At 62.2% G+C, this 15,232-nt stretch carries 13 protein-coding genes; 2 read left to right on the top strand and 11 right to left on the bottom strand.

What is annotated here, in order from left to right; genetic code table 11:
- Nucleotides 1-56: 56 nt before the first annotated feature.
- The 8 genes from CDA63_RS04245 to CDA63_RS04210 form a co-directional block, all read right to left on the bottom strand.
- The gene (locus tag CDA63_RS04245) at nucleotides 57-623 is read right to left on the bottom strand and encodes a hypothetical protein (protein ID WP_088463212.1); all 567 of its coding nucleotides are present in this window, start codon (nucleotides 621-623) and stop codon (nucleotides 57-59) included.
- Nucleotides 624-718: 95 nt separating this feature from the next.
- A complete protein-coding gene (locus tag CDA63_RS04240; RefSeq protein ID WP_088463211.1) occupies nucleotides 719-1,174 on the bottom strand; it encodes an SRPBCC family protein in 456 nt (151 codons plus the stop codon).
- A 48-nt stretch (nucleotides 1,175-1,222) separates the two neighbouring features.
- Nucleotides 1,223-1,429: a hypothetical protein gene (locus CDA63_RS04235; RefSeq protein ID WP_088463210.1), complete on the bottom strand. Its 207-nt coding sequence runs from the start codon at nucleotides 1,427-1,429 to the stop codon at nucleotides 1,223-1,225.
- A 291-nt stretch (nucleotides 1,430-1,720) separates the two neighbouring features.
- Nucleotides 1,721-4,696, bottom strand: a complete 2,976-nt coding sequence (locus tag CDA63_RS04230) for a DEAD/DEAH box helicase (RefSeq protein WP_088463209.1) — start codon at nucleotides 4,694-4,696, stop codon at nucleotides 1,721-1,723.
- A gap of 307 nt (nucleotides 4,697-5,003) precedes the next feature.
- A complete protein-coding gene (locus CDA63_RS04225) occupies nucleotides 5,004-6,230 on the bottom strand; it encodes an FtsX-like permease family protein (RefSeq protein WP_088463208.1) in 1,227 nt (408 codons plus the stop codon).
- Nucleotides 6,231-6,286: 56 nt separating this feature from the next.
- Complete coding sequence (locus CDA63_RS04220; protein WP_088463207.1) at nucleotides 6,287-6,622, bottom strand: hypothetical protein; 336 nt, start codon at nucleotides 6,620-6,622, stop codon at nucleotides 6,287-6,289.
- Nucleotides 6,623-6,682: 60 nt separating this feature from the next.
- A complete protein-coding gene (locus CDA63_RS04215) occupies nucleotides 6,683-7,492 on the bottom strand; it encodes a class I SAM-dependent methyltransferase (RefSeq protein WP_088463206.1) in 810 nt (269 codons plus the stop codon).
- A gap of 113 nt (nucleotides 7,493-7,605) precedes the next feature.
- Nucleotides 7,606-8,067, bottom strand: a complete 462-nt coding sequence (locus tag CDA63_RS04210) for a ribosome-binding factor A (RefSeq protein ID WP_088463205.1) — start codon at nucleotides 8,065-8,067, stop codon at nucleotides 7,606-7,608.
- 196 nt (nucleotides 8,068-8,263) lie between these two features.
- Here CDA63_RS04210 and CDA63_RS04205 point away from each other — a divergent pair, with 196 nt between their 5' ends.
- Both CDA63_RS04205 and CDA63_RS04200 read left to right on the top strand, forming a co-directional pair.
- Nucleotides 8,264-9,706, top strand: coding sequence for a hypothetical protein (locus CDA63_RS04205; RefSeq protein WP_088463204.1), 1,443 nt, complete (start codon nucleotides 8,264-8,266; stop codon nucleotides 9,704-9,706).
- Nucleotides 9,707-9,792: 86 nt separating this feature from the next.
- Nucleotides 9,793-10,383 carry an arylesterase gene (locus tag CDA63_RS04200; RefSeq protein ID WP_088463203.1) on the top strand — a complete coding sequence of 197 codons (591 nt, stop codon included), beginning with the start codon at nucleotides 9,793-9,795 and terminating at the stop codon, nucleotides 10,381-10,383.
- A 120-nt stretch (nucleotides 10,384-10,503) separates the two neighbouring features.
- Here CDA63_RS04200 and CDA63_RS04195 read toward each other — a convergent pair whose 3' ends face one another.
- The 3 genes from CDA63_RS04195 to CDA63_RS04185 all read right to left on the bottom strand — a co-directional run bounded on the left by CDA63_RS04195 (nucleotide 10,504) and on the right by CDA63_RS04185 (nucleotide 15,141).
- Nucleotides 10,504-12,480: a M4 family metallopeptidase gene (locus CDA63_RS04195; protein WP_088463202.1), complete on the bottom strand. Its 1,977-nt coding sequence runs from the start codon at nucleotides 12,478-12,480 to the stop codon at nucleotides 10,504-10,506.
- Nucleotides 12,481-12,693: 213 nt separating this feature from the next.
- Entirely contained in the window at nucleotides 12,694-13,179 is a 486-nt protein-coding gene (locus CDA63_RS04190; protein ID WP_088463201.1) for a hypothetical protein, read from the bottom strand.
- A gap of 180 nt (nucleotides 13,180-13,359) precedes the next feature.
- Nucleotides 13,360-15,141, bottom strand: a complete 1,782-nt coding sequence (locus tag CDA63_RS04185; protein ID WP_088463200.1) for a pyruvate dehydrogenase complex dihydrolipoamide acetyltransferase — start codon at nucleotides 15,139-15,141, stop codon at nucleotides 13,360-13,362.
- Nucleotides 15,142-15,232 lie beyond the last annotated feature (91 nt).

Genomic DNA, 15,232 nt, shown 5'->3' with positions numbered 1-15,232 from the left:
CCAAGCAGCGCTGTTCCTCGAGCCACCGCCACCGGCCGGCACGGGGAAACGCGCCCCTATTGGAAGGGGTCGATGTACGCCACGAGTACCGCCAACGCTGCCAGGGCCGCCAGAACAGCCCATACCGGCCCGCCCCAGATCAACAGGCCCAGCAGCGCAATCGGGCCTACCACCAGGCCCAGCACGCCCAGCACGGTAGTGCCGAGGCCTACTTCGGCCGTGCCCTGCGCTCCGCCGGAATGGCTGTTTTGCCGCGGGTGCGCCGCCGCATACGCTACGCTGGCCGCCTGCGCCCGGCCAGCCCGACGGTGGAGTTGGCGCAATGGCGCTGGGCCGGCTTCCCGTTTCATCTTCTGTGCCACCGCCATCTGCGAAGCTGGTGTTGGCGGCACCACCAATACCGGACCGGCTGGCTGGTTGCTACCTATTTCCGGGAAAGCCGGCGCTTCGGTCGTCGCAAGCCGGAGTTCGGCATCAGTTACGGCCACCGCCGAAGCGGGCCGGAACTGGTAGGCCGATTGGGCGCTACGGCAGCCTGCGGCCAGTAGCAGCAGGCTCAGGACGGCCGCCAAACGGGTGAGCCGCCGGGTGGAGCGGGCAGCGGGAATAATAGGATGGGGCATTGGCAGAAGCAAGAGGAGCGGCAATATACGCGGGTTGCCGGAGCCTATACGGCAGATAAGTCATTCGCGCTGCCTGGCCTGCTTCAACCGGGCCGTTAGCTGCCGGCGGGGCCGCCGAACCAGCGCCGGTAAATGGGCCGGCGCCAGGCAAACTGCGCCCACACGGCGGGCCACAGCAGCCGGTCGAGTAGTTTCGAGCCGGTGCGGTACTCCAGGTCTTCCACGATGTAGGTGCCGCCGCCGGGCGCCGGTTGCAGTAGGTGGCGGTGCTGCCAGTATCGTAGCGGCGCGGGTAACTCCTGGCCCTCATCCACGAAGTAAAAGGTGCCGTCAGCCGTGCGGCCGTTGTCGGTAATGAGTGAGGTCCAGCGCTGGCGCAACGGGCCGGCCCCCAGCTCCAGGTGCACCTCGTCGCCGCGCAGGCAGCCATCGAAGCGCAGCAGCCGGAAGGGCGGAAACGGCGGGGCCAAAGCCACGAACAGTTCGCGGGTAAAGCCCTGCCACACCTCGGCGGGGGTGGCGGCTACTCGGGTGCGCAGGTAGAGGTTCATGCCAGCATAACCCCGGGCGGCGGCAGTGGGTTTTCAGGGGTCCGCTAACTACTGGGGCATAAACCAGTGCAGGTAGCCGCAGTAGGCGCACTCGTAGCTCACGGCCATTGGGTCCGACCAGTCGGAGGTGAACAGGCCAGCACGGTCGAGCTTGATTTTGTGGCGGTGAAACCGGGGGTGGCGGCAGATAACGCAGTGCAGGGCGTGGCCCTTTATCTCGACCCCGATGGGTTCAGGGGCATCGAATAGTCCCATAATTTAGTGGATAGCGTGCGATTATGATAAAGGAAACAGGCTTCGTTCTAAGGTTGCGCCTCACCCCCCGGCCCCCTCTCCGAAAAAGGAGAGGGGGAGACTTTGCCGGAGCTGTTTAGCTCTCATCCAACCGAAAAGGACGTCAGCCAATAGTTATCCGTTAGCCGCTAAATCGTCTGGCTCCCCCTCTCCTTTTTCGGAGAGGGGGCCGGGGGGTGAGGCGCACGCGGAGGGCGACCGTACCAGAGCGTAACGACTCTGGGAGGAGGCGTAATGGGCAAAGGTATTCCCCTACCCCAGCAGCTCCTCAATATCTTCCTTGGTGAGGCTCTTGATGATGGTTTCGTCGGTGGTGATGAGGTCGGTAACGAGCTGGATTTTCTTGTTTTGCAGGGCCAGGATTTTCTCCTCCACCGTGCCCTGCGTGATGAACTTATAGGTGAACACCGTACGCTCCTGCCCGATGCGGTGGGCGCGGTCCACGGCCTGGGCTTCCACGGCCGGGTTCCACCAGGGGTCGAGAATGAACACGTAGTCGGCGGCCGTGAGGTTGAGGCCCACGCCACCCGCTTTCAGGCTGATGAGGAACACGCGCAACGCCTCCGTTTCCTGGAAGCGGGCCACTTCCTGGTGCCGGTCGCGGGTGTTGCCGTCGAGGTAGGCGTAGGTAATATGGCGCTCATCGAGGGCGGCCCGCACCAGGTCGAGGTGCTTTACGAACTGACTGAACACGAGTACCTTGTGCCCCTCGGCCACTACGTTCTTGATCATCCGAACCACCTCGCGCAGCTTGCCCGACTCGTGGGCGTAGTCGGCGTCGGCCATGCGGGGGTGGTTGGCAATCTGGCGCAGCTTGGTGAGGCCCTGGAGCAGCACAAACTGGGTGCTGGCCTTCCCGTGCTCCTCCAGGCTCTGCAGAATCTGGTTGCGGTAGAAGCTCTTGGTTTCCTCGTAGCACTGCTGCTGCTCGTCCGTCATGGGGCAGTAGCTCAGGTTTTCGATTTTAGCGGGCAGCTCGGTGGCCACCTGGGCCTTATGGCGGCGCAGAATGAAGGGCTTGATGAGGGCGTGCAAACGCCGCATTTTGGCCTCGTCCTTGTGCTTTTCGATGGGCTTGAGGAACTCCTTGCGGAAGAACGCCTGGGTGCCCAGCAGCCCGGGATTGATGAACGACATCTGCGACCACAGGTCCATGGTGCTGTTTTCCACCGGCGTGCCGGTCAGAATCAGGCGGTGGCCCGAGTGCAGCTCCCGCACCGCCTGCGACGTGGTGGAGCCCGGGTTCTTGATGGCCTGCGACTCGTCGAGAATCACGTAGTCGAAGGAGTAAGTCTTGAGCAGCTCGATGTCGAGGCGCACGATACCATAGCTGGTCAGCACCACGTCGTAGTCGGCGAACTGGGCCACGTTTTTCTCGCGGTAGGTGCCGGTGTAGATGAGCAGGCGCAGGGCGGGCGCGAACTTGAAGGCCTCGGCCATCCAGTTGTATACCAGCGAAGTGGGCATCACGAGCAGCGAAGCCGCGCCGTTGGCCGCCCCGGTTTCCTTGCGTTGCAGTAGCAGGGCCAGCGTCTGCACGCTCTTGCCCAGGCCCATATCGTCGGCCAGGCAGCCCCCGAAGTGGTACTCCTGCACAAAGTGGAGCCAGTTGTAGCCCGCCTTCTGGTAGGGCCGCAGCTCGCCCCGGAACGTGGCCGGCAACGGCTGGTCTTCCACGGCCTCGAACTCGCGCAACTTTTCGAGCTTGCGCGACATCAGCACGGTGGCCAGGTTGCCGCTCTGCAGGTCGGCTACCAGCGCCACGTGGTGCTTGCGCAGGCTCAGGCCGTCGGCGTTTTCTTCGGCGAAGGCAAACAGCTCCAGATACTGCGTAAACCACTCCTCCGGGATGATGGCAATCTGGCCGTTGGGCAGCCGGAACTCGGGGCGCTTGTTGAGAATGTAGGGCCGCAGCCGGATAAACGGAATCTCGAACTCGCCGAAGCGCACCGTGCCGTGCACGTCGAACCAGTCGTTGGTTTCGGTGATGCCCACCTCCACCGACACGGTGCCAATGAAGTAATCCTTGCCCGAAGTCGCGCCCTGGCTGACCGTAAAGCCCAGGCTTTTCAGGTCGTCGGCGTGGTGATGGAGCCAGCGAAAGGCGGTGGCTTTTTCGAGCACGGCCCGGCCATTGTGTACCTCCAGGGCCCGTTCGCGCAGGGCCGTAATCATGTCCTGCTCCTGGTCGAGGTTGCGGATCAGACGGTGGAACACGTAGTTGTCGGCCTGCTTTTCCAGCTTCACGCACACCCGCTTGTCGTGGGCCGTGGGCACGGTGTGGTCGCCGTAGCGGAAGCTCAGATCGAAATGAATGTGCTCGGCCGCCGCCGCGGCCGGGGCGGCCAGCATGGCGGTGGCACCGCGCCGGCCCGGGGTTCCGCCCCTAACCGGCCGGGCCGGGGGTGCGGCCACGACCAAGGCCCCCGGCGCGTCGGAGAACGTGAGCTGGGGCCGGGCCACGTACCGCTCCGAACGGATGTCGAAGCCCCGGGCATGCACATCGAACGACTCCACCAGCGGGGCCACGAAGCGCTGGAAGTAGCTGTCTTCGACCTGGCGCGGAATAACGATGAACTTCTTGTTGAGAAAGGGCTTGAGCTTCTTGCCATCGACTCCGCTGCGGAAGTTGTGGAGCACGTCGCCCAGCAGCAGCCAACCCGGTTGCTCGCACACCACCACCGCGTTTTTGTACTGAAAGTCGAGCTTCTGGCCCTGGTACTGAATGGTGGGAAAGTAGTGGGTACTTTCCTCGTTGCGCCGGAAATGGAACAGGATGGAAGCCGGCTCCGGAGCCAGCCCGATTTCGCGCCAGGTGGGCTCGCCATCCTTGCCCATAATGAAAACCAGCTTGCCCGGCAGCCGGGCCAATACCTGGCCCATGCGCTCCTGCACGTATTGGCTAATGGCCTCCTGCAAGCCCTTGTCGCCCTTCTCGGGGTCGTAAATCCTAAAGAAGAAATCGGCCGGGGTCGTTTTCTTGGCCCAGAACTCCTTGATTACCGCATCCTGGCTGATCTGGTCGGTGAGGGCGACCAACTCGAAATCCGTTTCGTCGAGCCCATCCACGAATTCGGGCGCATTCTTGGCCGATACGGTCTGGTGCAGCAGCGTCAGCTGCCCCAGCTCGTTGCGCTGCACCACATACGACTCGAACAGGTAGCCCAGGTACTCGTGCTCCAGCAACGAATACACAATCTGAAAAGGTTGAGAAGTCGAGACCTTCATGCTCGGGCTATAAGTAGGCAATGTGGGAAAAGTACCGAGTGCTAAATAACGTAATTTTCAGCATATTACACTATCACTATCAAAGAATAGTCATATTTAAAAGACAGACTGCCTGTATGATTGGGTCGAAGGGCCCTATACCATCTACGAAGGTAACAGACTTGCCTGCTTAATGCCGTTTCGTTGCGAAAAGAAAGCGCGTGGCCGGCCCGCTGGCCGTTGCGGGCCCGGTTAGAAAAAGTGATATGCTGAAAACAGACTGGCCGGATTGGGCTGAGCCCGCGGCCCGGCAGGTCCGGCAGAGGCGCTAGAGGTTGTCGCGCACGTCGAGACGGGAGGCGTTCAGGGCCGGCCGAATCGATACCGAAATGGTGATAAAGATGATGGCCACGCCGGTAAGCACCACGTCGGAGAGCTGCATCTTAACCGGATATGAGTCGACGACGCTGGTGGCCATGCCCATGCTCACAATGTGGAAGGTTTGCTGGAGCCAGCAGATACTCACGCCCACCACCAGGCCCGTAATGGCCCCTACCTGGGCCACAATGGCCCCCTCGAAGAGGAAAATATTGCGGATGGTGCGCCGGCCGGCCCCCATAGCCATGAGCACGGCCATGTCCTTCTTCTTGTCAATGACGAGCATTGAGAGCGAGAAGAAGATGTTGATGCTGGCAATGAGCAGGATGAAGGCGAAGGTGATGAACACGAACATCTTCTCCACCTTAATGGCCTTGAGCAGCGAAACGTGCTGCTCATCGGAATTGAGCACTTTGAAGCCCTTACCCAGCGTGTTGCGCAAGGTCTGCTGCACGTCGTCGATGTCCTGGCCAGCCTTCACCTTTACTTCCAGGGCCGTGCGGCGGGAGCCGTAGTGCAGCAACTCACGGGCAAACTCCAGGGGCACGAAAATGTAGCTGTCGTCGATGCGCTGCTCGATGAGGAACACGCCCCCGGCCAGGATGGGTTGCTGGGTGAAATAGGCGTCGGGGTCCATGGAAACCTTGAACTTGCCGGCCTTGGGGTAAAGCAGCTTGAGGGGGGCAAAGCGGTTGTCGAGCGTGATGCTGAGCTCGTGCTGCACGCCGGCCCCGATCAGGGCATAGCTGAGGCCCTTACGCTGCAACTCGTGGCTACCATCTACGATGGCCGAGTCGATGTTGCTCTGGTAGTGGTAGTTGTCCGAAACGCCCTTCATTTTCACCACCATCTGCCGGTCGCGGTACTGCAGCAGGGCGTTGTCCTCAATTACTTCCGTTACAAGGCTTACGCCGGGGGCCTTGCGCACCCGCACCAGCAGCGGGGCGGGCAACTCGAACGACTTGCCCTGCACGGACGTGATAACCAGGTCGGGGTCGGATTTGCCGTAGAGGCTGCGCACGAGGTCTTCGAGGCCGTTGAACACTGAAAGCACAATAATCAGCGCCGTCGTTCCCACAGCCACCCCTACCATGGAGATGTTGGAAATGATGCTGATGATGTTGCGCTTCTTCTTCGAGAGAAAATAACGCCGGGCAATGAGCAACGGTACGTTCACGTGCGGGGCGCGGCTGGGCGGGGTCGGTGAAAAAAGATAGTGTGAAAAACGGGCTCTTAGCTGGCGCGGCGCATGAAATCTTCGAGGCGGCGCAACCGGTCCTCGTGGTCCTGAAACACCGTGGTACGCACGTCGCGCAAGTCGGAGCGGATGGCGCCGAGGTGGTCGAGCACAGCACCAGCGAAGTGGTTGAAGCCCGCATCGCTGCGGTCGAGCCGGTCGGCGATGCGCTCCTGCGTCTGCTGCATCTGGTCCTGAGTATCCAACATCTTCTCCTGCACGAGGAGGATATTATCCAAGGCGCGGCCGTGCTTGTCCAGCAGCGTACTATGCTTGCCTAATTCGATGAGCATTTCGGCAATAATTTCCGAATAATCTCGCTTGTCGGCCATAATGAATAAGGTAAGCGGAGTGGACTTCGAAGCCAAGATACGCCCCTTAGCCGAAAAGGTCTATTTCCAGGCTTTTACAATCAGGCCGGTGCCCGAGTCATGCTTGGTGTTGGCGTCGAACCAGTTCAGGACCAGGCAGAGCGGGAACGTGAGCAGGTAGTAGAAGGGCAGCAGCAGAAAAAACCACTTCGAGTAGCCCAGCATCAGGATGGGGTATTTCATGCTCAGCCGCCACGATACCTGCCCCGGCTCGCCGTAGCTGTACTGGGCCTCGATGCGCTCGAAACCAGCCGTGCGCAGCTTCTGCTGGATTTCGTGGATGTTGTAGCCGTCGCGCACGTGCTCCTCGATGAAGCTGGTTTCGCCGTCGGAATGCACGTCGGAGCCGCCCTGGTCGCTGGGGGTGGAAATGAGCAGCATACCGCCGTCCTTGAGCGAGGCGTGGATGTTGCGGAATACCTCCACGTCTTCCAGAATGTGCTCCATCACATCAACCGACAAGGCTAGGTCGAAGGAGTTGGGTTGCTGATAGAGCACCAAGTCCTGGACGGCGAACTGGGCGTTGGTGCGGCCAATCTGGCGGAAGAAGCGGTTCGAGTCGGCCACCTGCTCGTCCTTCACATCGACGGCCAGAATTTCCCATTTCGGGCTCTGGCCCGATAGCCAGTACGTGTACTGGCCGTAGCCGGAGCCGGCATCGAGGATGTTTAGGGCCTCGTCGGCGCGCCCTTTGCCCCACTTGCGCAGTTCGCGGTGCACGTGCCAAGTGCGCAGCAGCAGCAAATCGAGCAGCTGGTAGAAGAGGCGGCGCAGCAAGGGCGTGCGGTTGAACACGTCGCCGAGCGACTTCTTGATCGGGTCGTAGTACAAAATCGAATGAGTGACTCGGTGAATGAGTAAATCAATGAATCGGTGAGCTGGTGAAGGGATGGACGAGGCTGACTGACCGAACAGTTCACTCATTCACGCATTCACCGAGTCACCTACTCGTCCTCGTCGGCGGCGAAGAGGCGGGGGCGCGGGGCGCGGCCTTCGGGCGCCTCATCGGCGGCGTCGGGGGTGGCCTCCGGGGCGGCCGGAATCTCCAGGTCGCCAAACACCTTGTCCATCTGGGCGGCGTAGGCGGCCGAGTCGTCGAGGAAGAATACCAGCTCGGGCACGATGCGCAGCTGGCGGCGGATGCGCTGGGCAAGCGCCTGCCGGATAGCCTTGCCGTTGTCCTTGACCAGTGCCAGCTGCTCGTCGGCCTTTTCGGCGGCGGCAGCGGCGTTGCCCAGCACCAGCACGCTCAGGTACACGCGGGCCACGCCCAAGTCGGGCGATACGCGCACCAAAGCAATGCCCGGCGGCAGGCCCGGAAACAGGTGGGGCAGCTCGCGCTGAAATACGGCGGCCAACTCCTGCTGGAGCAGGCTAGCTACTTTTTGTTGTCGTTTGCTTTCCATAAGAGCCGGCAAAGATACGCGCTGGAGGCTTGGGTAGGAACCAGGGCAGCCAAACTGTAAAGTACGGCAGCGCACCGCCGGTTGGCCATTTACGCAGCGAAAATTGCCGGATTCCGGAAAACCCGCTGCCGGATGCCCGTATATTTGTCGCTACCCCGGCCTCCCAGGCTCTCCATTTTCCAACCCCCGCTCCCCGTTGCTCCAGTTCTTTAAGAGTGCCTTGCTTACCCGCCTGCTCGTGCTGCTGGGGCTGCTGCTGGCTCTACGGTTGCCGCTGCTGGCCTGGGGCCTGCCCCTGATGCCGGTGGAGCTGCGCGAAATGCTGCTGGGCGAGCGGCTGAATGCGGGGGCCTACCTCTACCGCGACCTCTACGACAGCACGGCCCCGCTGGCTGCGGCCCTGGCGGGGGCCCTGGAGCTGGTAGGCCACCGGCCGCTGTGGCTCTACCGGCTGCTGGCACTGGTGCTGATCACGTTCCAGGGGCTGCGCTTCAACTTTGTGCTCAACCGGGCCGATGTGCTGCCCGAGCGCGGCTACGTAGCGGCGCTGGTATTCCTGCTGGTGGGCTCGGTTACCACCGACCTCGACATCCTCTCGCCCCTGCTGGTGGGCCACACGTTTCTGATTGCCGGCTTTAGCGCCCTGCTGCCCACTTCGCGTGAGGGCTACGACAACCGACGCCTGTTCCGGGCCGGCTTCCTGATTGGGGTGGCGGCGCTGTGCTACCTGCCGCTGGCGCTGTTTCTGCTGTTGGGGCTGTTTGCTGTGGTACTGTTCGCGGCCAACTCGTTTCGGAGTTTTCTGCTGCTGGTGTGCGGATTCCTGTTCCCCTACGCGGTGGTGGCCACGTTTTTCCTCTACGCCGATTCGCTGCCCGCCTTCACCCAACTGCACCTGCGGCCCACGCTGAGCGGCCTCGTGGCCGGGGCCGATGGGCTGCCCGTGGCCCTGCAACTGCGGCTGCTGATTATACCAGGACTGGTGCTGGCACTGGGCCTGGGTCGCAGTCTGCTCCAGCCCCCGGGCCTCGTGTTTCAAGTGAAATTTCAGCAGTTGATGCTAGGGTGGCTGCTGGTGGCGGGCGGGATGGCGGCGGCCGGCCGGGGCGTGGCCCCGGGTACGCTGGTGCTGGTGCTGCCCCCGCTCACGTACTTCAGCCTGTATTTGTGGCAGAAGAGCCGGCGGGCCTGGGTGCCCGAGCTGGGGCTGCTGCTGCTGGTAGGGGCCGTGCTGGTGGTGCGATACCGGGCCGTGTTCTTCCTCGACAACGTGCTGCAACTACCCCTCGAAAGCCGCTACGCCGTGCAGCCCAACCCGCGCTACCGGTTTTTGCAGGACCAACGCATTCTAGTCCTCGGCCCCGATATGCGCCCCTACGCCCATAACTCCCTGGCCACGCCCTACCTCGACTGGCAGCTGGCCCAGGCCGATTTCGGCCACCTCAACCAGTACGACGCCGTATTCCGGCTGGCCCGCAACTTCCGCTCCAGCCCGCCCCGCTACCTCATCGACCAGCGCAACCTCATGCCCGAGTTGCAATACAAGGTGCCCAACCTGTTCGGCCGCTACCAGCCCACCAGCACCAAAGGGGTGTACCGGCGGATGGATGAGGGGCAGGAAATCAAACCGGAAAAGTAGAAGCTGCTTTTCGGCTGTTTCCATGTGAAAAACGGCCCGGCCCGGTTAGGCTTTGCCGATTTTCTTCGTTGAATTTCCTTTCTGTTATGCCCGATATTCTCTTCTTCGGCGACTCGCTTACGGCGGGTTACCAGCTCCGCGCCACCGAGTCGTTTCCGTCCCGGATTCAGGAGAAGCTTACTGTCCAAAACCTGCCCTACCGCGCCCTCAACTACGGCGTAAGCGGCGAAACCACGGCCGGTGGCCGCCAGCGCCTAGCCGGCGTGCTGGCCCGCTTCGAGCAGCTGGGCGTGTTCGTGCTCGAACTCGGGGCCAACGACGCGTTGCGGGGCATTCCGGTGCGCGAAACCACTCAAAACCTGCAATTCATCCTCGACGAAGTGAAGCGCGCCCACCCCGAAGCCCGCCGGGTGCTGGTGGGCCTGGAGTTTCCGTTCGACCTGGGGCCGCTGGCCACCCTGGGCGGCGGCCGCATGGGCCACTACGCCCAGGAGTTCAAGGCCCTGTTCCGCCAGCTGGCCGATAAAAACGAGGTCGATTTCGTGCCCTTCCTGCTCCAGGGCGTCATCGGCCAGCGCCACCTTAACCTGCCCGACGGCGTGCACCCCAACGCCGAGGGCCAGAAGCTGCTGGCCGACAACGTGTGGCAGGTGTTGGAGGGCGTGCTGGGGACGTAGGAAACGTCGGAAGTCTACCTACTTATCAACGCTTTCGGATACGCAAAAAAACCGGCCTACTACGCACGTAGCAGGCCGGTTTTTACGTCAGGCAGGGCGTCCGTAACCCGGACCCGATGCCTACTCTTTGCTGAAGCGCATGCGGTAGGTCTGCTGGCCGTCGGTGGCCGACACCAAGTATACGCCTTTGGCCAGTCCACTCACGTTGAGGCGGTTGTTGCCCTCGTAGCGAGCGGCCTGTATGGTAGCCCCGCGCAGGTCGGTTACGCGCACGTTGGTGGCAGCAGCACCGCCGGGCAGCACCAGGGTCAGCTCATCGGTGGCCGGTACCGGGAAAACGTTCATGCTCGTCGTTACGCTGTTGCCGCTCAGGCTGGTTACGCCGGCCGGAGCCGTCGTGCCACCGGCCACGGCCGCCGTAGTCGTGGTGCCCACGCCCACGGCGTACCAAGCGTTGGTAGTGGCGGTTACCTCGACCGAGCCGGCCCCGAACAGGTCGGTAGCGGCTTGGATGGCGTAGGTGCGGGCCTGCGGGTAGGTGCTGGAGGCCGTCATGTACACGCTTTCCATCCGGAAGGTGATTTTGGCGGCTTTATCGATGCCCAGGCCGCTGACCGAGTAAGCGTTGCCCAGGTCGTTGGAGCCGGAGCCGCCCTGGGTCAGCAGGTAGAACCAGTAGTTGAGCACGCCCGAGTTGGTGTGCACGCCCCCGTTGTCGGAAGTGCCGGTGTACCACTTGGTGCCTTTATAGGTGTCGGGCTGGTTGTAGAGGTTGGGGTTGCTCATCGAGCGTAGCGCCCCGCCGGCCTTCTTGATTTCCTCGCCAATGTCCCAGGTGCTCTTGCCGGTGAGGCCGAACTGGGCCACGGCGCGGGCTTCCACGCAGGCCCCCCAGATGTCGGACAGGCCCTCGTTCATGGCTCCCGACTCGTTCGAGTAGGTCAGGTTAGCCGTTTTCTCACAGACCGCGTGGCCGATTTCGTGGCCGCATACGTCCAGCGAGGTCAGAGGCTTGAAGGTGGTGGCTCCGTCGCCGTAAGTCATCACCGAGCCGTTCCAGTAGGCATTTTCGTAGCTGCGGCCGTAGTGCACGTAGCTCTTGATTTTGGCCCCGGCGTTGTCGTAGGAGTTGCGGCCGTGCACGGCCTGCCAGTAGTCGTAGGTGGCCTGGGCCCCAAAGTGGGCGTCGCCGGCCACGTTATCGAAGGTGCTGTTGTTGTACTCAACCCAGTTGTTATCGGCGTCGGTGAAGTCGGCCGCCCGGTTGTAGTTGGTCCCCTTCTTCATGTTGTACGTTTCGATGCCGAGCCCGCGGGTGGTTTCGCGCAGGCGGAACGAGCCACCGTAGCTTTCGGTAGCCACCGAAACCGTACCGCTGTAAGCAGTGGCAAACGAGCCAGTTGCGTCGGCATGCTTAATGATGTCATCCTTCATTACCACGTCGCCGGTGTGCGCGTCCACATAGATGTAGGCGCGGCTGACGGGCTCCTGGGCGTACACGTTGAACTTCCAGGCCAGCACGGGCTTGCCCGTTTTCAGGGGGTTGGCCGCGCGCTGGTTGCGCACCACCACCAGCTCGCCCTGGGGCTTGTAAGTAGCGGCGGGGTTGTTTTCCTGCTGGCGCAGGTAGGCTTCCTGCTCGGCGTCCTGCCACATGTAGGTTTTGGCTCCTACGAACGCCGTGGCGCGGCCCAGGGCGGCGGCGGCATCGAGCGTGGGCGTGGCGTTGAGGCCCCGGATCTGCTCGAACTGGCCGCTGACGGCCTCCACCTTGCCCTGACGGGCGTGGACGGAGTAGGTGCCGTGCTCCACTTTGATGCCCTTGTAGTACTGCTGATACTTCTCGTGCTCAATTCCCAGGGCGTCGGTACTGGCACGCAGGGGCAGCAGCTGGTCGGCGGCGGTGAGGGCCAGCTGGTCGCGGAACAGCTGCTGAACTTCCTGGGTACTGTAGGCGCGTTCGGCCTTGAAGCTGATGAGCTCCGGCGAACCGGCCTCGGAGCTGACGCGCTGCTTCACGCGTGAGAAATCCTGGGCCTGGGCCGAGCCGGCCAGCAAAGCGGCCAATAAAATAGCTGAAGAGTACTTGTGAGCCATATAAGGGGAGTAAAAGGTGGAAAAAGGGCTTGCCAACCAACACCCGGTACAACGGGCGAATCGGGGCTGCCAATGTAGCAACTCTTATTATTATTTTTTCAAATAAAATTCACTTTATCATGATATTATCATTTATCAAGCATCATGACTAGAAATATTGTCGGCAAACAGGCCTAATTAAGAAAAACTGTTATTCGCATTTTTGTTCTTCGATTACCGGTAGCGCACCCGCAAAGCAGCCCCGCCCCCAACGGGAGTTGCGGCCGGGGCGGGGGTCAGCAGGCCGCTGGCCACCGCGTACTGCCAGGTTTTACCCGCCGCCGCGAAGTTTATGGTTTTCTCGTCGGGCGAAAACGTGAAGCTGCGGAACGGCAGCCGGTTGGCCTCGTAAGTCTTGCCGCTGGCCTGGGAAAGCGCGGCGGCCAGCCGGGCCTGGTCGAAGGCTGCGGTGCGGGTTTTGCGGGCGGGGTCCACCAGCACGAATTCCGCGCCCCGGGCCGTGAAGACGCGGTACCAGAACCGGTCGTTGGCCAGCCAGTTGGGTGGGCCGGCGCTGCCGTCTACCAGGGGCTGGGTGTTGTAGCTCAGAAACTGTTCGGCCTTGGCGTAATCCGAAGCCGTGAGGGCGGGCCGCTGCTGGGCCGTGGCCGCCGTAACGACCAACGTGGCGGCCACAAAGGCCACTGCATACTTGTGCATAGAAATGAGCGAGGGGAGAATGGAAAACCGGGCCGCGCCGGCGTGGCGGAAGTTACCATACAATGCCGGAACCAGCGGCGCGGGCGGGGCCGCCGTTGCCCGACGCCACGCCCGACCTATCGAAAAAGCCAGCCCCGGCAAGGGCTGGCTTTTCCAAAGCAATAAGTAAACGTGGCCCAGTTAGATAAGCATGCGCAACGGGTCTTCGAGCAGGCTTTTGAGCGTTTGCAGGAAGGCCGCGCCGGTAGCACCGTCCACCACGCGGTGGTCACAGCTGAGCGTTACCTTCATGATGTTGCCAATGGCCAGCTCGCCGTCCTTCACCACGGCGGTCTGCTTGATGCCGCCTACGGCCAGGATGCAGGCATCGGGCGGGTTGATGATGGCAGTAAATTCGTCGATGCCGAACATGCCCAGGTTGCTGATGGTGAAGGTGCTGCCCTCCCACTCGGCGGGCTGGAGCTTTTTGCTCTTAGCCTTGCCGGCCAGCTCCTTCACTTCAGTCGCAATCTGCGACATGCCCTTGCCGTCGGCGTTGCGCACCACCGGCACCAGCAGGCCCTCATCGACAGCCACGGCCACCCCAATGTTGATGACGTGGTTCTGGCGGATTCGGTCGCCCAGCCACGAGGAGTTTACGGCCGGATGCTGACGTAGGGCTACGGCGGCAGCCTTGATGACCAGGTCGTTGAAGCTGAGCTTGACGGGTGAGAGGCCGTTGAGCTGGGTACGCACCTCCATGGCCCGATCCATCAGGATTTCCATCGTCAGATAGAAATGCGGGGCCGTAAACAGGCTCTCGGAGAGGCGGCGGGCAATAACCTTGCGCATCTGCGACACCGGCGTATCGGTGTAGGTGCCTGCATCTGGTTGTTGGGCCGTCGGGGCTGCTTTCGGGGCGGCCTGCTCGGGCAAAGCGGCCTTAATGTATTCCGACTGCGGAGCGGTGGTGGCCGAAGCCGAAGCCGCTGGGGAAGCCGCCTGGGCCGGCGCGGCCGAAGCAGCCACGTCTTCGAGGTCGCGCGACACGATGCGGCCGTTCTCGCCCGAGCCCTTCACGGTATTCAGATCAATGCCCTTATCCTTGGCAATGCTTTTGGCCAGCGGCGAGGCGAAGATGCGGCCACCGGTTACGGCTGGCGCGGCTTCGGCAGCCGGGGCGGCAGCTGAGGTAGAAACAGACGCGGGAGCGGTGGCTTCAGCAGCGGCCGGCGCAGCAGCAGCATCATCGCTCTGGCCGCCGAGCAGGGCCTGCACGTCGGCGCCTTCTTCGCCGATAATGGCTAGCACACCGTCGACGGGCACGGCCTCGCCTTCTTTAGGGCCGATGTAGAGCAGGGTACCATCTTCGTAGTTGTCCAGCTCCATAGTGGCCTTATCGGTTTCCACTTCGGCCAGAATATCGCCCGATTTCACCTTGTCGCCCACTTTTTTCAGCCAGGCGGCAATGGTGCCTTCGGTCATCGTATCGCTCATCTTGGGCATCCGGATAACGGTTGCCTTCTTGCCGTTGTCAGCCGGAGCAGCGGGCTTTGGGGCGTCGGCTTTAGGAGCCGCCGGGGCCGGGGCTTCGGCGGCTTTGGGCGCGGGCGCTTCGGCTTTAGGCGCTTCGGGAGCGGCTGGGGCAGGTGCGGGGGCTTCGGCTACGGGCGCTTCTTCTTCGCCCGCGGCAAGCTTGGCGGTGGCCGCTTCGGCGTCCTGGAGCAAAGCCGCAATATCTTCTCCTTCTTTGCCCACAATGGCCAACAGGCCATTCACGACCACAGCCTCGCCCTCTTTGGGGCCGATGTAGAGCAGGGTGCCATCCTCGTAGTTTTCGAGCTCCATGGTGGCCTTATCGGTTTCCACTTCGGCCAGCACGTCGCCTGACTTTACCTTGTCGCCTACTTTTTTGAGCCACGCCGCGATAACCCCTTCGGTCATCGTGTCGCTCATCTTGGGCATTTTTATGAGTTCGGCCATCTGCGTCGTCGTCGTTGAGTTTAGTAGGGCCAAAATTAGCCCGAAAATCCGGGGGTGCAAACCAAACCCCATCTTCGCCAAAACGCTAGAA

It is taken from the genome of Hymenobacter amundsenii, assembly GCF_002204745.1.
Taxonomy (GTDB): Bacteria; Bacteroidota; Bacteroidia; order Cytophagales; family Hymenobacteraceae; genus Hymenobacter; species Hymenobacter amundsenii.
Note: the sequence above shows the minus strand (reverse complement) of the source record. Positions and strands in the feature narration are given on the sequence as shown.